Annotated in this window: 17 protein-coding genes and 1 pseudogene; 6 read left to right on the plus strand and 12 right to left on the minus strand. The window is 46.0% G+C overall.

What is annotated here, in order from left to right; all coding sequences use genetic code 11:
* Window positions 1-74: 74 nt before the first annotated feature.
* Complete coding sequence (gene ahpC / locus DLE54_RS10260; protein ID WP_011961352.1) at window positions 75-641, minus strand: alkyl hydroperoxide reductase subunit C; 567 nt, start codon at window positions 639-641, stop codon at window positions 75-77.
* A 527-nt stretch (window positions 642-1,168) separates the two neighbouring features.
* Between ahpC and DLE54_RS10265 the strand changes: the two genes are divergently transcribed.
* Window positions 1,169-2,080 (plus strand): hydrogen peroxide-inducible genes activator, encoded by a 912-nt coding sequence (locus DLE54_RS10265; protein ID WP_011961353.1) that lies wholly within the window; start codon window positions 1,169-1,171, stop codon window positions 2,078-2,080.
* A 69-nt stretch (window positions 2,081-2,149) separates the two neighbouring features.
* On the opposite strand, the gene DLE54_RS10270 is transcribed toward DLE54_RS10265, so the two are convergent.
* The 6 genes from DLE54_RS10270 to DLE54_RS10295 form a co-directional block, all read right to left on the minus strand.
* A complete protein-coding gene (locus DLE54_RS10270; RefSeq protein ID WP_319922123.1) occupies window positions 2,150-2,839 on the minus strand; it encodes a M48 family metallopeptidase in 690 nt (229 codons plus the stop codon).
* Window positions 2,840-2,859: 20 nt separating this feature from the next.
* Window positions 2,860-4,278: a DUF1513 domain-containing protein gene (locus DLE54_RS10275; RefSeq protein ID WP_110817081.1), complete on the minus strand. Its 1,419-nt coding sequence runs from the start codon at window positions 4,276-4,278 to the stop codon at window positions 2,860-2,862.
* Window positions 4,278-5,420: an imelysin family protein gene (locus tag DLE54_RS10280; RefSeq protein WP_110817388.1), complete on the minus strand. Its 1,143-nt coding sequence runs from the start codon at window positions 5,418-5,420 to the stop codon at window positions 4,278-4,280. Before DLE54_RS10280 ends, DLE54_RS10275 begins: the two co-directional genes overlap by 1 nt.
* A gap of 116 nt (window positions 5,421-5,536) precedes the next feature.
* Window positions 5,537-7,162, minus strand: coding sequence for a di-heme oxidoredictase family protein (locus DLE54_RS10285; RefSeq protein ID WP_110817082.1), 1,626 nt, complete (start codon window positions 7,160-7,162; stop codon window positions 5,537-5,539).
* 180 nt (window positions 7,163-7,342) lie between these two features.
* Window positions 7,343-8,803 carry an imelysin family protein gene (locus tag DLE54_RS10290; protein WP_011961358.1) on the minus strand — a complete coding sequence of 487 codons (1,461 nt, stop codon included), beginning with the start codon at window positions 8,801-8,803 and terminating at the stop codon, window positions 7,343-7,345.
* Window positions 8,804-9,038: 235 nt separating this feature from the next.
* Window positions 9,039-9,695, minus strand: a complete 657-nt coding sequence (locus tag DLE54_RS10295) for an OmpA family protein (RefSeq protein WP_110817083.1) — start codon at window positions 9,693-9,695, stop codon at window positions 9,039-9,041.
* A gap of 770 nt (window positions 9,696-10,465) precedes the next feature.
* Here DLE54_RS10295 and DLE54_RS10300 point away from each other — a divergent pair.
* The 5 genes from DLE54_RS10300 to minE all read left to right on the plus strand — a co-directional run bounded on the left by DLE54_RS10300 (window position 10,466) and on the right by minE (window position 15,128).
* Complete coding sequence (locus DLE54_RS10300) at window positions 10,466-11,443, plus strand: acyltransferase (RefSeq protein ID WP_110817084.1); 978 nt, start codon at window positions 10,466-10,468, stop codon at window positions 11,441-11,443.
* 108 nt (window positions 11,444-11,551) lie between these two features.
* Window positions 11,552-12,628, plus strand: coding sequence for a hypothetical protein (locus DLE54_RS10305; RefSeq protein ID WP_110817085.1), 1,077 nt, complete (start codon window positions 11,552-11,554; stop codon window positions 12,626-12,628).
* Between the two features lie 156 nt (window positions 12,629-12,784).
* A complete protein-coding gene (gene minC / locus DLE54_RS10310; protein ID WP_110817086.1) occupies window positions 12,785-13,654 on the plus strand; it encodes a septum site-determining protein MinC in 870 nt (289 codons plus the stop codon).
* Between the two features lie 371 nt (window positions 13,655-14,025).
* Window positions 14,026-14,838, plus strand: a complete 813-nt coding sequence (gene minD / locus DLE54_RS10315; protein ID WP_011961363.1) for a septum site-determining protein MinD — start codon at window positions 14,026-14,028, stop codon at window positions 14,836-14,838.
* Window positions 14,839-14,840: 2 nt separating this feature from the next.
* Window positions 14,841-15,128 carry a cell division topological specificity factor MinE gene (gene minE / locus DLE54_RS10320; RefSeq protein ID WP_011961364.1) on the plus strand — a complete coding sequence of 96 codons (288 nt, stop codon included), beginning with the start codon at window positions 14,841-14,843 and terminating at the stop codon, window positions 15,126-15,128.
* A gap of 109 nt (window positions 15,129-15,237) precedes the next feature.
* Here the strand turns inward: minE and DLE54_RS10325 are convergent, their stop codons facing one another.
* The 5 genes and pseudogenes from DLE54_RS10325 to DLE54_RS10345 all read right to left on the minus strand — a co-directional run bounded on the left by DLE54_RS10325 (window position 15,238) and on the right by DLE54_RS10345 (window position 23,732).
* Complete coding sequence (locus DLE54_RS10325; RefSeq protein WP_011961365.1) at window positions 15,238-15,780, minus strand: cytochrome b; 543 nt, start codon at window positions 15,778-15,780, stop codon at window positions 15,238-15,240.
* A gap of 138 nt (window positions 15,781-15,918) precedes the next feature.
* A complete protein-coding gene (locus tag DLE54_RS10330; protein ID WP_162617743.1) occupies window positions 15,919-16,374 on the minus strand; it encodes a hypothetical protein in 456 nt (151 codons plus the stop codon).
* A 124-nt stretch (window positions 16,375-16,498) separates the two neighbouring features.
* The gene (locus DLE54_RS10335) at window positions 16,499-21,292 is read right to left on the minus strand and encodes an Hpt domain-containing protein (protein ID WP_110817088.1); all 4,794 of its coding nucleotides are present in this window, start codon (window positions 21,290-21,292) and stop codon (window positions 16,499-16,501) included.
* 3 nt (window positions 21,293-21,295) lie between these two features.
* Window positions 21,296-22,471 (minus strand): annotated as a pseudogene (locus DLE54_RS10340) (methyl-accepting chemotaxis protein); the annotation flags it as partial.
* 721 nt (window positions 22,472-23,192) lie between these two features.
* On the minus strand, window positions 23,193-23,732 hold the full coding sequence (locus DLE54_RS10345; protein ID WP_110817089.1) for a chemotaxis protein CheW: 540 nt from the start codon (window positions 23,730-23,732) through the stop codon (window positions 23,193-23,195).
* Window positions 23,733-23,736 lie beyond the last annotated feature (4 nt).

Raw genomic sequence — 23,736 nt, forward strand, 5'->3', positions numbered from 1 at the left:
CCCGCTAATTTTTAATAGCGGGGTTTTTTATTATACGTCTAACTCAATGCTTTGGTTCATTGATCCAGCATTAATTAGATTTTACCGACTAAGTCTAGGCTTGGCTTAAGCGTTGCTTGACCTTGTTCCCAAGCAGCTGGGCATACTTCACCGTCGTTTTCACGAACGTATTGAGCTGCTTTTACTTTGCGAACTAGATCTTTTGCGCTACGGCCGATACCGCCTGCATGGATTTCAGCAACTTGGATTTTGCCGTCTGGATCTACGACGAATGTACCACGTTCAGCCAGACCCGCTTCTTCAATCATTACGTTGAAGCCACGAGTGATACGGCCAGTTGGGTCACCGATCATTGGGAAAGTTACTTTACCAATAGCTTCTGAAGAATCGTGCCATGCTTTGTGAGTGAAATGAGTGTCAGTAGATACTGAGTACACTTCTACGCCTAGGCCTTTTAGCTCTTCATACTGAGCGGCCATGTCTTCTAGTTCAGTTGGGCAAACGAAAGTGAAGTCTGCTGGGTAGAACATGAAGATAGCCCATTTGCCTTTTACGTCGTCTGAAGTGATGGTTTTGAACTCACCGTTAACGAATGCTTCAGCTGAAAACTCAGGGATTTCTTGATTAATAATTGACGCCATGTTTTGGCTCCTTTTTTTGGTGGGTTTAATAAAAATTGTTATTTTGTACTTTGTTGTGATTTATCAATACGACTAAATGCCGTGTTATTTTCTATAGCTTTGGAGAAACTTTATTTTAGAAAATTAAGTCCGCTTGCTTGGCTTAACCTATCATAACGCGATTACATTTCTATGACGTTAAAGGTTGTGAGCATAAGTGGTGGTTTTATGTAGCTACTGGTTGAAATTATCCAGTTGATAACCATATCGTTATCTTATAACCCCAATGCTGATAACCGTTTAAGCAGTGCCTGTTGCTAACTACAAGACCTATTATAGCAAGCGTTTATCTTTAATCTATTTTAAAGATTTTAACGTGATGTTTTGTTTAATAAAACATAGACCTACTTCTTATCAAGCTGTTATCATTATACATGGCCCCGTTTAGGAGAGATTTCAAGCTTCAATCGCACAGTTAACTTACTACAGACTTGCCCTATATACTGCCTATCGCAATCTATCAACCGCTGACCCACAAGAGAATTTTAATGATCACTTTAAGACAACTAGAATTTGCCATTGCCGTAGCCAAACACCGTCATTTTAAGCGCGCAGCAGAAGAGTGCAATATTTCTCAGTCGGCGTTGAGCTTAGGTATTGCAGAGCTTGAAAAACAACTCGATACCCAGATTTTTGAGCGCAATAATAAACAGGTGTTAATTACCCCCATTGGCGAAGAGATTTTAATCCGTGCTCAGCGTGTTTTCTCAGAAATCAATGACTTAACCACTCGTGCCCACAGTCATCAGACGCCTCTAGCCTACCCCATGACTGTCGGTATGATTCCGACCATTGCACCTTATTTATTACCCAAAGTACTTCCTGAATTAAAGGCTCAATACCCAAATTTTCGTATGACTGTGGTTGAGCAGCAGACCGAACGCCTACTCGAACAAGTCCGCTATGGTCATATCGATACGGCCATTATTGCACTGCCTTATGCGGTAGATGGGCTACATACTTTTGAGTTTTGGCAAGAGGATTTCTTTGCTATCTTCCCACAAGACAATCCCATGGCCACGCTTGACACCATTAGTGCAGATGAGCTCGGTGATGCCAACTTGATGCTATTAGGTGAAGGCCATTGCCTAACTGATCATGCACTGAGTGTGTGCTCATTTGACCGAGATGAATTCAAATCCAATTTTTCAGATGCCAGTTTGAACACGTTAATTCAAATGGCATTGGCTGGTATGGGTACCACTTTAATTCCAGAAATGGCTTTAAACCAAGTGCGCCACCAAAACAATGAGGTGGCCACTGTGCCTTTGGCTGAGGCAGGACCACACCGTCACATCGCTTTTGTCACTCGTTTGAATTATGCACGGGTTGATGATGTCAATTTATTAGGCACTATCTTTAAAGCCGCTTTTGAGGCAGACAAGCAAACCAAAAGATGAGCTTAAACTCTTGCTCAACAAAAGCCCCTATCACACTCACAGGGGCTTTTTGCTATGCGCTAAGCTTTGCTAATCTATCAAAATTGATTTGCCTGCCAACATATCATGCCAGCGTTTGTAGTCTGGCATGGCATGCTTTACCTGATTCCAAAAGGCGGTGCTGTGATTGGCATGATGTAAATGACACAGCTCGTGCACGATGACATATTCAGTGCACTCAATCGGATAAGCTGGCAAATACACCGAAAGCCAAATACGTTTAGCCCGAGTATTGCAGCTGCCCCATCGAGTGCTCATCTTTTTTATCCGCATCTCGTTGGCGTATGCCCCCACGATCGGCTGCCATTTGGCAAATAAATCTGGCATAACCTGCTGCAGCTCACGGCGATACCAGTTAATTCGCTCAGTCTCGCTCATAGTTAATGATTGCCGCTGTCCCCATAATCTAATAACGGATAGATTATTCGAGGGCGAAGACCCTTTGGTGCTATGACTATCCGGCAATGGACTCTGTATCAAGCTTTGGCGTTTTAACAGTACCGCATGCTGAGCAATCGCCCATTGTATACGCCGAGCCAAAGCGGCCATAACCTGTTTATCACTGGCGTAGTGCGGAGCTGAGACCGACAAGATATGTGGCCTGAGCCGAAAATTGATGTTTTTCACCCGCTTTCGTGTGATTTCAAGGGCAATACCGGCTTCTGCTAACCTGCGCCTTAGTGGCTGATGGTCATCAAGGGGCGGTGTTTGTGATGGCACATGATTCAATCGCATTGAGGTTAGCTATCTACTGTACCTAATGTTGTCAGGTGATTATCAAAAGCATAACTTTGATGCTTTTTTTCAACCCAAATGGATTGGGGATACGCGGCCTGATCTACGCCAATACTGCTCAGATAGCCTTGTCCATCACTAACCAAGAATAGTGGCAAACCAGACGGTATCTGCTGTGTCGCTTGGTATTGCGTTTGACTGGGCCAAGTGGTGACACCGGCACAATCAGCCAAGGGTATGTCACCAATCATCATTCCTGTGCTTAAATCAAATACCGCAGCGCAGCCACCAATGGGACTGGTGGCACATGCCAGATTGTGCTTAGAGTCTACCGCCACGCTGGCGATATAATGATGGAAGCGGTGCCACCCCTTGCTATCGTCTTTAGCAATCTGCAACTCAGTAAACTTAGGCTCACCTCGCCTATGCGTTAACACCATAGGCACGCTCAAATGACGCTCGCCTTGGAACTGAATACCGATAATCACGCTACCATTGTCATGCATGGCCAAATGCCGCACACTCATCTGATTGTGTGCCGGAAAAACCTGCTGCAATAGTTGTCCGGTATGCCGATTGAGATACACCAAGGAGGGCTGCATGCTATCAAGATTAAGCTCTTCGCGTGAGGCTCTTTCGGTTTTTATGCCACCATTGGCAATCAGTAAGCTCTCGCCATCAGGGTGCATGACTATCTCATGGGGACCAATACCATGCGAGGCGTATTCGGCGATTTTTTTATAGCCTGAGGCCACCTCGTATATGCCAATCCTACCGCTAAAGTCAACCGTATTGTTCTCGGTAACATAAAGCAAGTCACCTTGAAGGCTATAACAAGCATGACCATAAAAATGTCGATCTGTCTGGGCTTTGATGCTGTGGATAATCTCACCACTGTGCGCATCAAGTATCCAAAACCACTCGCTAGGCCGTCTGCCCATCACTGCCACGTGCGGCGCTTGTAAAGCTTTAGAAGCTAAGGGCTGAATGAGCAAGTCATGTACCCGCTCTGGCATGGCGCTCTGCCATACTATCTCTCGAGCTGCATTCAACCCCACTACTGCAAATTCGCTGGTAGTCAGCTCAGCCACGCCGCTTATCCAGGTTACTGAGCTGTTATTTCGGCGAGCTTGGGACTGAACAAGGTTAGCTGGCGCGTCACTTGGTGTCACTATGGGGGCTGCTGCGGTGACTTTACCTAAAGCCTGTCGTAGCCCGTCACGATAATCAGTTAGGCGCGCTTGAGAGTTGTACTGCTTGCGTCCCAAATGATGAGCCCCCACCAAGGCGGCAGTGCCAACACTTGCCAGCCCCAAAGTGGTGAGTGTGTTCTTTAAAGTTTGGGCCAACATATTCAGCCCAGTCTCTTTATCACTACCAATCAAACGGCTTGGCTTATGACGACTGTGTAATGGAGTCGACATTAATCGCCATCCGTACTATTAAAGCCCACTTGTACCCCAAGCGTTGGCATCAACTGGCGTTTGACAACCTGTGCCAGCTCGGTGAGCTTGTCATACAGTGCTTTTTGCTGCTCTGGGGTGGCTGTGGCCAAATCTTCTGGCAGCTGTGCCAATAAGGTTGAGGTATCAGATAATAGTGTAGATAACTTATCTGCTAAGGTATCTTGGCCATTTTTAGATAAGACGGCCACCAAGGCCGGATCAGTTAATGCCTTATTTAAAGCCGCCACTTTAGCGGTAATAATCTCTCGACTTTGCCCTGCTGCATCCGCTGGCAAGTGACCTTTTTTATTGCCAGTAATGCCTAGCGGCTGATCTAAAGAGGTACTTTTGGTGGTCTCAACCAAAGCTAAAATAGAGTTAACCCAACGATTTAGACCTTCTTTGTTATCATCAGGGCTACCATAGCTCAGTAAACTCTGCGGTGATGCTTGCCAATCTTGACTGACTTTATCCAATCGATTTGCTAGAGCCGCACTGGCACTAATCACATATTGGCACTGAGATTTATCCAAGCTATCGTTGGCATACAGCACCTCCTCTAATCCGGGTATCCCTTGAACAATGGCGCTTTCTGAGGCCAATTGCTCCGGTGTCAAATTCGGATTGGCAGCAATCAAGTCAATCACCCCTTGGTGCACCAAGCCGCGCTCATCGGGATAATAGTTGATATATAAGTTGCTCATGCTGTCCATCGCTGGGCCAAAGCCGATGATTTCTGCTTGTGCCCAAGCTTTAGCCAGTTGTAACCACTGCGCTCTAAGGGCGGCAAGCTTATCGGCTGCGACCGAACCATCTGCTTGACAGCTTTGAGTCGCTAGTGCGTTCAGAGCTTGGCTTTGTTCTACTACGTTTTTGTAGGCACTGATAATTTGGGTATCTGCGACTTGCTTGAGATAACTCTCAGCACTTGCGTCAGATAAGGCAATGGCTTTTACTGCCGTGGTATCTGCCGCCGTTTCGCTGCTTTCAGTCGCAGGTTTGACATCGGCAGCTTGTTTATTCGCCGTCGGCTGCGCTTCGTCAGCAGGTTTGCTGCAGCTGATTAAAATACCGGCACTTAAGGCCGACAGTACCATAGCGGCAAGTTGGTGTTTTTTCATAAAGATCTCATTGTGATGGTTGGTGCCCTGTGGGCTTTTTTTGTCAAGCAACCCTCAATTGGCCATTAAATAACTGTGCTTGTAGATTTAAAAACACAAGGTTATGGTCTTAAGGGTCATAACGAATTTAAGAAGGCTTCAAACTCAGTGCGGCCTTGTTTATCAAGCTGTAATACTTTTTGTTTATGCGGCTCAGCCTCGCCACCATGCCACAATACAGCTTCCATCAAGGTTCTGGCACGGCCATCATGTAAGAAGGTCGCTTGTGAATCTACTTTTTGAGCCAGACCTATTCCCCACAGTGCTGGCGTACGCCATTCATAAGAGGTCGCCAAAAACTCTACTTGAGCCTCTTTGGGTGGCAGCTTACCTGCTACGGTGCGATCGGCCAAATCCTCACCCATGTCATGTAGCAATAAATCGGTATAAGGATAAATCACCTGACCTTGCTGCTCTAAATGAGTCTTAGCCATAGCATCTTGAGCTTTGGGCAACTGATAGCGCGGCGTATGACAATCTTGGCAGCCCATATCATAAAAGCGCTTCTTGCCGGCCAAGACTACTTTGTCATCGGCATTACGGCGATTGGGTACCGATAAATTCTGGGTATAAAATTCCACAAACTTGGCCACCTCATTGCTAACCTCTACCGGCGGCTTACCATCACCTTGATCATCTGCACCAGTTGGGGCGCTTAGACATTGCGGTTGGTTTTTGGTGCAAGACTCAATGGGACGGATACGTGAGGTGAGCCCCATGTCCTCATTAAAGGCGCTCATATTCTGGGTAATAAGTCGGGTTTGTCCCGCTTTCCAGCCAAACTTACCCAGCGCTTTTTCACCGGTCTCAGGATCAATGACCCAGTTGTATTTACCACTAATACCGTCTTTGTCTTTGTCATCAACATCTGCTTGGCTTTTGATGTCCTCAGCAGGAATATACTCCAGTAATCCCAGACCTATCATAGGCAGTGCCACTCGAGGTGAGAGCATCAGTGTCTCATCAAAGGGGCCATAACCTGGGTTTTTTAACTGAAAATTAGGCCGACGCAGGGTGACGATATGACCGTCTTTAAAGGTTACGGGCACATCGCTCCAGCTGACACTTACTTTAGCTTCTGCAGGCACCCCTTGTACACCCCGATCTTGTAACTGACCTCCGTATACCGAGTGTGCAACCTTCTCAATTTGAGACTCACTTAAAGCTTTGCGCTGCGCCTCAGTGACGGCAGGCATGGCCAATCGAATTAATAGGCTGTCGGCATCATCTCCCTCATGCAGAGGGGCATGCCCGCGGCCATCTTTTATATGGCAAGACTGACAAGCAGCCACGTTAAATAATGCCCCAAGTCCATCCCGGCTATCGGTACTGGCAGGAGCGACCACCCAAGGCTGCTTAAAAAAGGCATTACCAATAAAAAAGTTACCTTTACGGGAGGCGGCAATGTTCGATGAGGGCTTAGAATAGCTTTCTGCTGAAGTAATGGCTATGCCCGTATCGCCGCCTTGCTTGACCTCTTGGGGATCAAAAGTGACCAGTTTGCTCAGCGGCACACCTGCCAGTGCTTCAATTTTCTGCGTTCGCGCATTGGCTTGAGCTGAGCTCTCCTCTTTTGACTGACAGCCATTTAAGGCCAGCACAGCTACCGCCGATAGCGATAGCCAGACCGCTTTTTTTGGAAGAGTAAAAGCTAAAGCATGAAAAACGGGCGTTTTTGAGGAGGGCGTAGATCGATGGATCATAATAGAAGCCTTACAAAGATGCGGATAGAACACACTAAAAATGGCAATCTTTAAAACAAAAACACGTTGCCAATTCTACACTGGCAACGTGTCTATTTTACAATTTAAGACGAATAAAGTCTTGGTAATAAATTTTGCATCAGTCACTAATTAAGTTCAGCCACGAGCACTTACCTTATGTTAAAACTGCGAGCCTGTATCGGCGTCTAGATTATCAATACCAATGCTTTTTGCAGATGATTCTAAGACATCGGTTAAAGATTTTAGATCATTGATGGCAGACTCCATCCAGCCGCGGCGTTTGTTTTGCTCTTCAGCTGAAACGCCTTGCTTGGTAGCTTGACCCACTGTTGCAATCATTTGATCAATTTTAATACCGTTTTTCTCACCCTGCTCAGCGATGGTATTGAAGCTTGCCTCTACTTTTTTGAAGGCGGCATCTAATTGTTCAGCTGAGTCTTTTTGACCGGCATCGATTAGGTACTGTTTAATACCATAATCACCCACAGTGCTGCCAGATACTGTTTTGTATTGGCCATTAAAGATGTTAGCAATACCGCGCGCATTATTGGCATAGCTTAGATGCGTCAAGTCACTAAAGCACTCGTGCTCATCTTCAGTGGAGCCAGTAACGAATGCCACTTGCATACGCTCTGAGGCAAGCTCTCCTAAAGCTAGGCTACCCATTTGATAAAATATCTGGCGTACGGCATTGTCTGAGCTGCGAGCCATCAAGTCACTACGCAAAGTATTTTCAGTATTGGGCTGCCACTGAGCCACCATATCTGTTAAATCATTAACCAACAGCTGGGTGGCTGCTTTTAGGTACTCACCGCGCTTAGCACATACTGCCGCTTCAGCAGAATTGCCCTCGCCACTGGTGCAGCTGTCATTGGCCATATAATCGGTAACTGGGCGCTGACCTGCCCCTTCACCCACGCCATTTAAATCCTGACCCCAAAGTAAAAACTCAATGGCATGGTAGCCTGTGGTGACATTGGCTTCACTGCCACCAATCTCATTCATCTCAGCCAAGAGCTCAGGGGTAATGGTCTTGGTGTCTTGGCTTGTGCTGCCCACAGTGATTTTGTCTGAATTAATGATATTGTCTTTGCTGTTGTACTCGCCGGCATAGCCGTCTGCAACATAATCAATTAAGGCCTCATCTAATGGCCATGCGTTCACCTGACCTTCCCAGCCATCGATGCTGCCTATAGCGCGCTTGTCGTCTTTGCCCACAAAACCTTCATCAAAACGAAAAACTTCGGTCTGTGAATAAGGCTGGCGAGCAGCTTTATAAGCGGCTTGAGCTGCCTCTAAATTCTGCTGAGTAGGGTTGGCCACTAAGGCATCTACTGCGGCTTGTAATTTTTTGGCTTCACTTAAAGAGTCTTCATAAGCGGCTTGAGCCATATCGGCATAACTGGTTAATAGCTTATTAACAGAAGCCTCATCACCAGCGAGCGTCTGAGTATTTTTGGTCTCTGTGGTTTCATTGGTAACTTCAGCGCTGTTTTCTGCACCACTTGCATTATCTGCCTCTTTTGAACAGCCTGATAAAGTTAAAGCACCAATAAGGGTTGCCATTAGCGCTGTGGTTAGTTTTGATTTGATCAAGTGATTCGAAGTAGCTAAAGCCATAGAGTATTCTCAGATTAGAATTTTTAAAAGAATTGTTGCACAAAGTGCGCTATTTGTTAATGAATTATAATGGTATCGATAACCATTATCAATAATATTATATAAAAACTTAACTAACCTTGAAAATAAACACTTGAAAGGGCATGGCAGACAAAAAAATAAGCCAGTGAATAATCACTGGCTTATGGTTTATCTATTTGCCCTTAACTGTACCTTAGGGCGAGGTAAGATTAAATTAGTTTACGCTTTTTGGGGCCACAATTTGAATCTCAACACGGCGGTTTTGTAGGCGACCACTTTCAGTGCTGTTAGAAGCAACTGGTTGGTTTTGACCATAACCCATGGTGCGGATACGGTTGCTTGATACACCGCGCTGGATTAGGTAACTTGCTACCGCTTGCGCACGACGCTCTGATAAACCTTGGTTGTAAGAAGGGTTACCTACGCTATCAGTGTGGCCCATGACATTTACTGTGGTATCACCGTACTGAACCATAGTTGAGGCAAGCTTATCTAGAGTATTGTAAAAAGACCCATTAATGTTAGTGCTGTCGTGAGCAAAGGTAATATTGCCTGGCATTACTAGGTCAATGTTACCGGTATTTGGGTTACGGTTTACTTCAACACCCGTCCCTGCCATCTGCTGTTTTAGCTGTTTTTCTTGGTTTTCCATGTATAGACCAACTGCACCACCTAAAGCGGCACCGATAGCAGCATCACGGCCAGTTTTTTCGCCGCCAGTTACTTTAGAGATACCGGCACCAGCAGCGGCACCACCTAGAGCACCCAATACCCCTTTATTGATAGACTGTTGGCCAGTTACTGGATCAGTAGCACAGCCAGCTAGAGCTAGTGTAGAAGCTAAAGCGCCAATCATTAGTTTATTTTTCATAGTATGTTCCTCAAAATTATCCGTTAGTTTTATATGTCTTTGCTAAACTGCCTTCTCTGTTGATGACAGAGGTTTTATGACAGAGAATTAACCTCTTCTCATTAGTACATCACGTTATACGCGTTTTAGACACTAATGATATAGCAGTTATTATAATAGAAAGCTTTGGTTAATATAGTTAGCAAATGTTTCATGGATTATTATGACGTTTCAAGCCTACCTTAATGTAATAATTTGTCGTTTTGCTGTATTACATCTATACAACAACTCGGACTTTTATCACTTTAAGCTATCAGAACTGTGTCATCTGATAGTCCAATATTTTAAACGGGTAATCGGTAGATTAGATCTCAAGCAGTCATTGTCTTTAGCGCTTTGGTATGAATGAGCAGTTTGAGGATAGCCATTGTCATTATACTCAAGCTTGGTTTACAATCGTAAACTACCTTGTCTTGCTAATTAGACATTGGGTCTGCATCCCCACCCTACTCTTTAGCCGGCCTTGTGGTTAATTTTGGCTTAGCTTGTTAGCCTGCTATTGATTAGACATGGCCAGACTAGGCATATGCCTATATATATTAGGCGTATTAAGCCTGTCGCTGAGCCTGTTTTATGCTAATGTGGGCTTTTGCTCAATGCCATTGGGGACACCCTACTTTAGTTGATCAAAACGCCTTTAGAAATAAAGTAGGGGTTGAACAAGCTTAAAACAAGTGAACTGCGCTGTTACTTCATGGTTTTTGAATACTCTACTTGACTTGGTCTGTCTTATGAAACATAGAATAAAGAATATCTACCAAAACCTACATGCAAAATCGCCTGTTGTGGGTAAGGCGGCATCTTTCACCACCGCTGTGGGCGTGATTGGGGCCAACACCTTATCTTATGGATTGCCTTTATGGCTACTGGGTGCCACCAAAATTGCCACCGGCTCAAGCGTTGCTGACAATACGGTCATTAAAATTGCCAAACACTGGATTACCACTAACAATCGCCTCATCGATAATGTGCTGCCTGAGAGAGATTGGCGTATTGAGCTGCCTGATGATTTAGAACAAGACAAACAGTATCTATTAATTAGTAACCATTTGTCTTGGGTAGATACCAGCATCGTGCAATATATCAGTCAAGACAGACTGCCTTTGACCCGCTTTTTTACCAAGTATAACCTTATTTATATCCCCTTTATCGGACAAGCTTTTTACTTCTTAGACTTCCCGATGATGAAGCGGCACAGTAAAGAAGAGATTGCCAAAAACCCGAGTCTAAAAGATCGTGACATATTAGAAGCCAAACGCGCTTGTGAACTCTTAAAAGACAAACCCTTTGCGCTACTCAATTATCTTGAAGGTACCCGCTTCACGCCTGCTAAGCGTGATGCTCAAAAATCACCTTACAAAAACCTACTTCGCCCAAAAGCGGGGGGGATTTCTTTGGCGATTCAGGCGTTAGGCCCTCAAATTGATGGCATCTTGGACATGACAATTGTTTATCCTGATGGTAGCCCCTCTTATGCAGACTTGTGGAAAGGCAATGTCAAACGCCTTGGGGTACATGTGCAGCGCATCGATATCCCGCAAGCTTTATTTACCGCCATTGAAGAGGGTGATTATAATAACGATAAGGCCATGCGCGAGACCATGTACACGTGGTTGGATGAGATTTGGCGCAATAAAGATGAGCAAATCTCACGCATGAAAGCGGATTTCATTGATAATCCCAAGTCAGTAGAAAAGGCAGCAAGCTAATCGGCTATTAGCGGTTATCAGTGTACTCATCTCATAATAAGGGTGACACTTAGCGTAAGTTATGGAATGATATTGCAGGACGATTCAACCTAGAGGCATCCCCCCTGCATGACTGATTTAAAAAACGACGCCAACTTGTCACCCACTGACTCTATGAGACCCTCTACTGAGCCTGTCTCCCCTTTAAAAGGTAAGACAGCCACCAAGCTGGCGCTGCTGTATGACATCGCTATGCTGGTTGTTATCATTATTGACTTAGCCATCATCAGCCTAGATTTGCTGCTTATGAGTAAGTTTGCCGCTCAAGTGGCTGAATGGCTCAGTTTATCTGAATCTTTAGACATCTATGTCGATAACATCCACCATCCACTCAGGGTTTTGGGTGGGTTTTTTACCATTTTTTTAATGGCAGAATTGGGGCTACGTTGGCTGTTAGCCATCATCAGCAAACAGTACACTCGGTGGTTCTTTTTTCCTTTCGCTCACTGGTATGAAGTACTCGGCTGTTTTCCCCAATTTCGGGCGTTACGTCTGCTGCGGGCATTTTTTATCGGGCGTAAGCTTTATCAACTAGGCTATCAGGTTCTACCCAAAAAATGGATAGCCACCGGTAAGTTCTATTATGACGTGGTATTTGAAGAGCTCTCTGATCGAGTGATTTTGACCGCCACTGATAACTTGCGTCAACAGTTCGCTGACGAAAAAGCGCATCAGCGCTTTATCGAAGACACTCTAAATAAGAACCGGCCTCACATCCAGTCTATGCTTGCCTCTTTGCTCAAGCAGCAGTTGGCACCGCAGCTACAACACATGGCACGCAGCCAAGCCACCCGCGAGTTGTCCGAGCAAGTGGGTATAGCCGTACAAGAGGCACTTAACAACACCCCTGAGCTGCGTCGTTATTTGCGCTTGATTCCTATTGCCGGCACCCTTATTGAAGGCCAGTTGCACAGTGTCAGCCAAAACATAGGTGAGAACATCACTCAAACCCTATTCACTCATTTAACTCAGCCGCATATTACTGAAGCCATTATCGATGAGGTGGCCCAAACTATCGCCTATATTGACCTCAGTAATCCTGAGCTAGATGCCTTACTATCAGGTATCATCAATGACGCTTTGAGCGCTTTTGAAGCTCAAGTAAAAGTACAACAATGGAAACACCAAGAATACTTGCATCTGTAGCCTATAATTATAATAATCGTAGGCTGACGCTCATAAAATCAGATCCAAGTTAATGCTCTTTATCCCCCCTATCTAAGCCGGCTTATAGGACAGAGCTTTTTTCACCAATAACCCTAATTAAAAAAACTTTGCTGTTTTGATCTTTAAGGATTTACTATGACCGCCGCCACTGAGGTTACCCCTGCATTAAAAATGTTTGGCAAAATGCTCACCTTTACCCGTATCAAGTTAGAAACCGATAATTTAACAGACATTGAAGCTTATCTATCGGGCCAACTAAGTAATAAAGACAGTCAAATCCCAGTAATTATTGACAGTGACATTGAGCAAGATTTAGACGCTTTGGTTGAGCTATTTTGGTCTTGGGGACTTCAGCCTATTGGCGTGGTCACAGGGGTGTTAGATGACGCAGCCAAGGCCAAGCGCTTGGCAATCTTCCCAGGCGATGGGAAGCGTATTGAGAGCATCCGTCCAATCAAAAAGGCAGTGGTCAATGAGCCGCAAGCAGCAGTAAATGCCACTCAGGCCACCCAGAACATGGATGGCTCACAGAGCATCAGTCCCACTCAAGGTCAAGATCTCGTCACTGAGCCTTCTGCCGATACTACATCGGCTACTGTGCAGGCGGCCAATACTAACAGCGACATCATCTCCGAAAGCCATAGCGACTTTGGCAGTGTGGATGCCATGACCACCTTGTTTTATGATCAGATGCTGCGCTCAGGCCAAAGCATCAATCATGTGGGCGGCGACTTGGTATTGACCAACAGTGTTAATAACGGTGCTGAAGCCATTACCGACAACAGCTTACATGTCTATGGCCGAGCGCAAGGTCGCTTGGTAGCCGGTGCCACAGGGGACAAAGATGCACGTATCTTCTGTCAGCGCTTTAACCCCTCACTGGTATCTGTGGCCGGAACCTATTGCTTAAATGATAATATTCCTCAAGAGATGATTGATAAGCCGGTCCAAGTTAGATACGTTGAGGGACAAGGCTTGGTGTTTGAGATGATTACCGATAATTGATAACAGTGGAGCAGACATCTGGGGCACAATCGGTTGAATGCCGCTTGTGTCCATTTTAATCGATTATACCTAAAGCTTTGATAGCAAAAATTTACCTTTAATAGTAATAAAATAGAAATAAAACTCTGTATTAAACTTACACGTAATAAGCACTCAAAGCCTTTATAATCAAGCGAATGCTATGACTTTAAGGTTATCTGTGATAATCTAGAGCCACAAAATTTGACTTTTTGGTGCATTTGTATTTTGTGTTGTCGACTACAAAATGTCGCTCACAGGGTAAGTCAACACTGTCCCTAAAAAGTGCGCCTAATCTTATAACAGTTATGGGCACATTCTGCCCATTTTCATATTCATAGGAGTATGCCATAGTGGCAAAAATCGTTGTAATTACCTCAGGTAAAGGCGGTGTCGGAAAAACTACGACCAGTGCTTCATTTGCCGCAGGTCTAGCATTGCGGGGTTACAAAACCGTTGTCATCGACTTCGATGTGGGCTTACGTAACCTTGACTTACTTATGGGCTGCGAAAACCGTATCGTCTATGATTTCGTTGATGTTATCTCAGGCAATGCTCGTTTGTCACAAGCCTTGGTAAAAGACAAACAGCTAGAGAATTTGTACATCTTGCCTGCCAGCCAAACCCGTGACAAAGACGCCCTAACCGATGAAGGGGTGGCTGAAGTTATCGATGAGTTGTCTAAACAGTTTGACTATATTATCTGTGACTCTCCGGCCGGTATTGAGCGCGGTGCTCAGTTGGCCATGTATCATGCAGATGAAGCCATCATCGTCACCAACCCTGAAATCTCCTCTGTACGCGATTCGGACCGCATTATCGGTGTTCTGCAAAGCCGTACCAAAAAGGTAGAAGAAGGCACAGGTACCGTTCGTGAGCACTTGGTAATCAATCGCTATAATCCTGAACGTGCGGCTGCCAAAGAGATGATGGATATCGACACCATCTCTAATGACATCCTAAAAGTGCCTTTATTAGGTGTGGTGCCTGAGAGCAATAGTGTACTAGAAGCCTCAAACCATGGTGAACCAGTCATTCATAACCCAGACTCAATTGCGGGTCAATGCTATGAAGATATCGTGGCGCGTTTCTTAGGGGAAGAAAGACCATTACGTCACATTGATGTTAAGAAGAAGAGCTTCTTGCAACGCTGGTTTGGGGGTTAAGGATGTCAACACGGAAGAAAGGATTTTGGAGCGCTCTGTTTGGGACAGAAACCAAATCATCAGGCAGCGCCAATACAGCTACTGAGCGACTGAAAGTTATCGTTGCCAGTGAAAATCGTCTCAATTCACGCTTAACTGCTGACCGTATCGAGAAAATGAAACGTGAAATTCTTGAAGTGGTGAACAAGTACGTTAATGGGGTGCAAATCAACGATGTAAACATCAATCACCGTCATGAGGACAACCTTGACGTGTTAGAGATGAACATCAACTTACCTGACGCCAAATAATGGTGTTATTGAGGTATGACAGGTAATTTTTACTAAAAAGCCGCTTATCTCAAGCTATACCTAAAAAGCCGCCCTCAATGAGGGCGGCTTTTTTAATTTTAGGCTGAAGCTATTTGATGCGTGCTAAGATATTGTCTTTTTTGATAAATTGATGCTGCAGCGCGGCTAAAATGTGTAATGCTGTGAACGCCAACAAGGCCGGCCAGAACACATCAGTATGTAATTCATTGATAAAGCGCGCCTGGCTGCGATCAGTGGTCAAAACACTGGGTAAATCAAATAAGCCAAACACCTCAATACCACGTCCCCCATACCAAGTCATCAAAATACCTGAAAGTGGCATAGCAAATAACAGCACATAAAGCACTAAATGGCTAATGTGTGACAACGCGGTCTGCCACTTTGGCATGACCACAGGCGCTGGTGTCGGACTAATCACCCTAGCAATGACACGAAAAATCATCCAAAGCAGTAGGCTTAAGCCAAAGGATCTATGCAGGTCTATAAACGTATTGCCATCTGAGTTTTGATGTAAGGTAATCATCGCCCAAGTAATGACCAGTAATAAAGCACTGCCCCAATGAAACAGCTTAACGGCACGCGACCACATAGTGGGTCTTAAAGGGGTTACTGCATTTGTGTTAACAGACATAGGTTACCTATATTGAGTGGAACTCAAATCAATAAATACCAAAAAACGTTTAGATAATAACTGAGTATTATAAGGGACTGAACGCTATTATGGTAACCTGTGATTATTTTGAGTCATCGCATTTTTTTATGGGGGCAATTACTTTGTTTTATACAGCATCTTAGCAAGCTTGGCTAAGTCTGGTACCACAAAGACCTGTTGGTCTAGTATCACCTCTTGAAACACAAAGTTAGGCGCCGTACTGGCTGTGGATATAGGGCTGGTATCAAGGTCTTTGATATCCGATACTTGGATATAACGCTCGGTTAGCGCCCCCTCAATCAATAAGCCAAGCCGTTGTTGCTCACTACTGCCCTGTAAAATAACCACTGTTGTTGGGGCCGCCTTGGTTAAGAGTAAAGAATATACAGCCAGCGGTTGCTGCTGCCATTCGTAACTGCTTACTCGCTCAGAACAGGCCATACTGTCCAAGATAAGTGCGCTCGGCACTATCCAGTCGGGCTGAGTGCCACGTGGAATGATAGTGATATTTAGGCCACCTTGATTGAGCATTAATAGGGGGCTAATTTTCAGGGAGGATGGGCTGTTTTTCACGACTGCTGTGCCTTATTAAGAGAGTGTATGACATGAGGCTTGGCGACTACTGGGAGTGTTTGGTGATGAGCATTGCTGGTAGCTGCTGATTATCCATCCCCTTTGCTTGGTTATCACTGATAAGTTAGCTGATGAGATTTTGAATAAGCGCCACCAGTTTCGCTTCTTGGAATGGCTTGCCCAGGTAGGCATTAACCCCTATTTTTAGCGCCCGCTGACGGTGCTTATCACCGCTACGCGAAGTAATCATAATGATTGGCAGATGACTGATAGCCTGATTGTGACGCACATGGGTAGCCACCTCAAAGCCATCCATACGTGGCATCTCAATATCAAGTAGCATTAAATCAGGGCGCAAGGTTTGTAGCATCTCGACTGCCTCTACCCCGTCACGAGCAACATGAGCTTGATAACCCTGTCGCTGTAGCATGCGTGCGGTTACCTTGCGCACCGTTACCGAGTCATCAACAATCAAGATTTGTGGCTTAATGGATTTGGTAGCAGGCGCTGGGTTTTGAATGACCCGCTCAGGTTGTGTACCGCCACTTAATCGACTCTGAGCACTTATGGGAAGCGATGCTTTACGTATCAAGGTCTGCACATCTAAAATAAGCATGACCGAGCCTTCAGCCGTAATGGTGGCAGCCGATAAGCCAGCGATGCTTGATAGCGGACGGCCTAATGGCTTAACCACCACCTCAGAGCGTGAGCCTATAATCTCATCGACATGTAGTGCAAAGCTTTGTCCAGCGTGATGTTTAATTAACAGCACCGGTAAGCTGTCTTGCGTATCGAATACTTTAACATCCACCGTCTCACCGGATAGCAGCTGGGTCAGATAGCGTACTCGATACGGTTTACCCCCCACATTAAGCTGTGCCGACTCATGACCGCCCACGGTATTTGGCGATCCATTTTGATTGCGATTACGCTTAGAATCATACAAACTGCTCAAACGTTGTGCCGCTATTCGCTCAATCCGTTCAATTTGTAATAAAGGCACGGCATAAGTTTGATCCCCTGCCCGAACCACCAGAGCCTCAATCACCGCAAGGGTCAGTGGTAATGTGAGGGTGAACTCTGTCCCTTGATTAGCACTGGAGTGCACGGTGACATTACCCCCCAGCTGGCGTACTTCATTGAGCACCACATCCATGCCCACACCGCGCCCTGATATCTGAGTGAGGCTACTGGCGGTCGACAGCCCTGCATGGAAGATATATTGCATCACTTCCAGATCACTTAAGGTATTGTCTTGGGCATCCATAAGCCTGCAAGCGATTGCTTTTTTACGCACAGAATTGACATCAATACCTTGACCGTCATCTTTAACACGAATGACAATTTCGCTGCCTTTTCGGTCCATCTCAATGATGATATGACCTGTGCGCGGCTTGCCTAACGCTTCGCGCTGATCTGGTGTCTCTAAGCCATGATCGATGGCGTTGCGAACCATATGCTCAAGTGGTGCAGTGAGGCGCTCAAGCACAGTTCTATCTATCTCATCTATATCGGTGATGAGCTCAAGCTTGGCCTCTTTACCCACCTCATTTGCGGTCTGTCGAAGCGTACGCTGCAATCTGGGCAGTAGCCGCGAAAAAGGCGCCATCCTTGAGCTCATCAGCCCCTCTTGCATCTGGGTCTGAGTCTGTGACAGCTGCAGCAATAAGCTCTCCGTCTCACGGGTCTTGCTGCGCAAGCTGGTTCTAATCTCCAATAAGTCTGACGCCGATTCGGACAAAGACTTGGACAACTGATTAAGCGCTGAGTACTGATCTATCTCAAGCGGATCAAAGCTTTGATCAGCTTGTAAGACGTGGTCCTCAATCTGAGAGCGTATCTGAGCCTCAAGCTCAATATCCATACGCCGCAACTGCTCTGCCAGACGCTGTACGGTAGACTCCATCTCACTTAACGTACCTGCCACGCTGCTCATATTGAGCTCAATACTTGAACGACGAATAGCCGACTCTGCCGATAAATCAATCATCTGCTCCATCAGCTTGGCAGGCACCCGAATCATCTCGTTGCTGCTATCTTGCGTCGCACCACTCTCAGATCTTAGCAAGCTAGGTGGCATCTGACTGATATCATGGGTGCTCTGTTTGTGGTCAACGTTTTCAGTACTTTGAGCCTTTGGCGCCTTATTTTCAGCCATTATAGTAGCTTTAACAGACACTTTATCATGGTCAGCCGCAGTATCCCCCTCTGTGTAAAGCTGAATCGGCTTAACATCAGACTCCGGTAGTCGCTTGCTACGTACTATGGTCTGCAGTTTGGCCACCAGCTCAGGCACAAAAAATGACTGCCCTTGACGCACCAAACTGTCTACTTGAGCGGACAAGGTATCTTGTACTGACTGCATCAGTGCCACCCAATTAGCATCAGGCACAATTTGCTGATCTAACAAATACTCGTATAACGTCTCCGCTTCATGTGTCAGCTCAGCTAAGCTATCTATACCAGCCATGCGTGCCCCACCTTTTAAGGTGTGTAGATAACGCAGCAAAACGTTAACCGGTGCTAAATCCGCTGGGTTTTGTTGCCATAAGCGCAACTGCTCTTGGCTATCTGTATCAAGCTGCTGTGCTTCTTCTATAAAGATGGCAAGCAGCTCAGCATCTGCCTCGGTGTTTTGTTGTTCGTTATCATCGCTTAAACCCTGTTTGCTTTTAGGGTCAGCACTGAATCGGTTTATCAAAGGTCGGCTGGCCTGAGCTTTATTTAACTCATCACCGAGCTGAGCCAATAATGTGTCATCCACTTTGAGCGTCATGCGACCTGCCAAAGCGTCAAATAAGCCAGTCAACTGCTCGTGCACGGCAATCAAAAGAGCAAGCCTTCGGCGGTCGTGCAGCCATTTTTGAGCAAGTTCAATGTCATTACTAAATGCTTGATATACCAACTGCAAACAATTTAGGACACTGATAAATTTGGCAGAATGACCCACACGTAAGCTCAGCTGCTTAATTTGCTGAAGCATATCGTCCACATAACCTTGAAGGCTTTGCTGCGATAAAGACTGCTCACTGCTTTGTTCAGCTTCATTATCCTCTATCGGCTCATTTGTTGTATGTGCCAACGGCAACAGACGCCATTCTGCATCTAATAGGTCATCGATGCCGTCAATCAGCTCAGCCACACTAAGAGCCACATGACTACCAATATCGCTATCTACCTCTTTGACATCATCATGATGCTCAGCTATTGGTGCATCTATCGGCGCATCTTTTAGGCCAACATGGTGCTGGGTGTCATTATCGCGTGTCTGCTCTAAATACGGGTGCGGATACTGCTGCTGTAAGTGACTTTTTATCAGTTCAATTGATTGCCTCAAGGTGTCCGCATAGCTTGGAGTGATCAGCTGATCGCTTTGTTGCAGCTGCTCTAGATCTTGCTCTACTGCGGCACTTAACTGGCTAATGGTGGTTAAAGATTGGCTACTGGCTGCCCCTCGCAAGGTATGGAAGGCGCGCAGCAGCTTGTCATCCACCTCAAAGCTTGATGAGTCTTGGTGTTGTGCCAGCATAGCGTCGATACTTTGCAGCAGTTCAGTGGCCTCTGCAATAAACACCTGCGCCAGATCTGCCTCATCAATGGCATTATCTACACTGTTTCTAAGCGCAGTACTCTGTGCCGGTGCAGCGGCGTCTAAAGACAGCGGTAGGCGCTGAGGCAGATGAGCCTGGTCGTCATTTATAGCTTCGATAGCTTTAGAAAGCTGTGGCTGAAGCAGCTGCCAATCATCAAACTCTGTGTGTTTGTTGTTGGCATATAAGTTAGCAGCGGCTATCTGATCTACTATCTTTGAGGGATAAAGCGGCGGCTTGTCTGCAGAAGCAGGCTCAGCGAATATCGCTACCAGCGCTGGGTATTGTGCCACCACTTCTGTGAGTAACTGCCAGATGCCTGTCGTCGGCTCAATACTGTCATCTAAGAGCCGATTAAGCATGTTTTCAATGGCCCAAGCCAGCTCAGCGATGGTATGTGCTCCAACCATACGCCCCGACCCCTTTAGCGTATGAAAACCGCGGCCCACCTCACCGAGCTGCACTTTGTCCTGCAAGCGAGGTGTAAGCTGAGCCATTGCTTCGGTTATCGCTTGTAGCACCTCTTGTGCTTCCTCAACGAAGATTTGCTTTATTTCAACATCACAGTCGGGGTCATCGCTTGGCAAATGCACCTCATCGACGGTGCTTTTTAATAACTCAGATAGACCAGCGGCTTTAGTGCTGTGTAAAGATGCCAAAGATTGGCTGTGCTGAATGCTTGAGTCAGGCTTGGTGGGGTAAGTTTTAGAATGGGACAGACGTTTGTAACCGCGCTTATCATAAAGCGCGCTGTCAGTGGCAAAGTCCGTCTGTTTTGGCTGACTGCTCGTTAGGGTTTGATCTAAGCTCAGCTCAGTATCATAGCGGGCAGGCAGCGCAATAATTACCCGGTCGTCCTCAGTGCTGTTATCCTCTTGCTTAACCTGAGCTGGTTTAATATCGTGCTCAGGTTTGTGTTTGCTATTTTTTTTCAGATGGCCTTTTACAGCGCCTGTACTAAGCTGCTGTAAATGCTGTTCACATTGATGCAAAATATCAGGCTGATACGTACCAATTTCTACATAATAGCTCAGCTCTTGTAACAGCTGCTTACTGGCAGTAACCACCGAAGGCAATACTTGAGGGTTAAGCTGTTGGGAGCTTACAGCACAAGTCGTGTTATAAATAGCCTGTGCCACATTCGCAAAATCAACCAAATCAGCACTGTGCAGCTTTTCAAAAACTTGCTGATAGCCGTGACAAATCTGCGCCAAGTTGTCAGCGGTGGCAGGCTGCTTAAGCTGTTTATTATGCAGTTCAAGCAGTTGCTGTTTTAGTAGCGGTAGCATCCAGCGGGCGGTGAATAAGGCATTTGGCTGATCGCTCATTATTTATCCTTTATCACCAGTTGGATCTTGCTCAAGCTTAAAGCCAGAAACTGATTTTTGTAACGAGGCGGCCATCTCATTGAGCTGACCCACAGAGCGGACAGTTGCACGTGTACCTGCAGTGGTCTTAGAGGTTATCTCTTGAATCACCCCCATGGTCTGCGAGATGTGCCCGGCAGAGCTGGCCTGAGCTTTGGCCTCGTTAGAGATCTCTTGGATTAAAGAGGCCAAGCTGTTGGAGACAGTCTGCACCTCTTTTAGTGCCTCGCCTGCGTCGGCTGCAAGCTTAGCCCCTTGCACCACCTCAGCGGTGGTGGACTCCATCGACATCACCGCCTCATTGGTATCGGCCTGAATGGTTTTTACCAAGGTGTCAATTTGCTTGGTGGCATTGGCTGAGCGCTCGGCTAGGCGTTGTACCTCATCAGCCACCACGGCAAAGCCTCGACCTGCTTCACCTGCCATCGACGCCTGAATGGCCGCATTAAGCGCTAAGATATTGGTTTGATCAGCAATGTCACTGATCAGACCCACAATCTCACCAATCTCTTGTGACGACTCACCCAAGCGCTTGATACGCTTAGAGGTCTCTTGAATTTGCTCACGAATGGTGCTCATTCCATTGATTGAGCGCTGCACCACTTGCGCCCCATTATGGGCAATCTCTACCGAACGCTCTGCTACCGAAGTCGACTGCGAAGCATTGGAGGAAACCTGCTTGATAGATAGCACCATATCATTGATGGCTGAGGACACATCGCCAATCTTTTGTGATTGCAGCTCAGAAGCTTGTGCCAGCTCAGTGACATTAAGCTGGGTATGGCTTGATGACTCAGCCACAGTAAAGGCGGTGCGGTTAATGGCTTGCACCAGATGACGCAGCTGATCGATGGCGTAGTTCACTGAGTCAGCAATGGCGCCCGTAATGTCTTCTGACACTGTGGCACTGACTGTCAAATCCCCGTCAGCCACATGCTCAAGCTCATCAAGTAGACGCAAAATTGCCGCTTGGTTTTGCTCATTTTCTTGCTGTACTGCTCGTGCCCGCTCAAATTGCGCATCCATCTCATCACGCTGACGCAACGTTTCTTTTTCAATCAATAAACGCTGAGTGAGATTATTGGCTTGATACAAACGATACAGGGCATAAATGCTGCCAAGCAAACTTAGCAAAAACAACAACGCTGGAATAATAATTATCTTGCGTGACAATAAGCTGCGATCTACCTGCTGCAAGTTCTGCTGGGTTTGTGCGGCGAATAGGCTCACCTTATTAGCGCTTTGTTGTCGCTCAAGCGTAGGCATAGTACTCTGCTCATCACCTACCTCATCTTTTGCCTGACCACTATTAATCACAGACTCAACTTCAGGCTTAACCATTTGCCACTGCTGATTGAGATTTTGATAAATACTTGGGTCATCTAAGGCGTAGGTCTGCACTTGATTTAATGCAGCTTGATAGGTGATTAGGTCATCGGGTAATTGCTGCTGAGCGCTCATGCCTTTTTGAGGAGGGGTTGAGAATATTGCTTGGTTGACATGACGTACCAAGGTGCTTGAAGCCACCTCTAATTGATTAATGCTGCTGACATATCCTGCGACCTTGCTGATGCTAATGATCAGATAAATGATGCTTATAACGCCTAGCACCCCTAAGCCTAATAGGCCATAAATCCATTTTTTTTGAGGCTGAGCGGTATTGTGGGCAGGCCTTTTCGCTGCATCTTTCATTCATCGTTCCTTAAGGTTAATTCTTATTACTGCGCATTGGAGCCTTAGCATAAGGTATAGGGCATACAGCGTAGTTAATGGTCCCTCATGACTACTCTTGAAGCCTTAAAATTGGCTCAATCTTACTTTCAGAAAATTATAACTGTGTTGGTAAAAGCGCCTCTATTATTTAAAGGGATACTTCCAAAAACCTAGGATCGGCTAACAATAAGCTTGGCCTAAATATCGGCCAAGCCTCAAGCTCGGTATCGGTGACAAATTGACCGTGGGTATAGGGTAAAAAAGGGGCGCCAGCTGGCAGGTGCTCAGGCAGGTAATGCTTAGGTAAGAAGTTTTTTATGTGCCACACGGTATCGACCAATAGCCCGACTGCTATGTCTTGCTGCTTAACTACCAGTACTTTACGACGGTTTAATTGTTCCGCTGTACCAGATAGGTTAACAAAGCTTGCCAAATCCACCAAGGGCAACAGTTGACCACGTATGTTGGCAATCCCTAACAGCCACGGCTTGCTCATAGGTAACTCCGTTAGGCTGTTAGGGAAGCTGATAACCTCGGTCACCTCACCAATGGGGGCCACAAAATTTAGCCCAGCCACACAAAATGCCACTCCCTGCCATGGGGTATCCATCCCTTGCTGACGCTCCACTTGGCGTGATTTGGCCATATGCTCTAAGTGCAGTAACTCAATAAATCCCTTTAAAGCCACAATT

Origin of the sequence: Psychrobacter sp. YP14 (assembly GCF_003209315.1) — a bacterium.
Taxonomy (GTDB): Bacteria; Pseudomonadota; Gammaproteobacteria; order Pseudomonadales; family Moraxellaceae; genus Psychrobacter; species Psychrobacter raelei.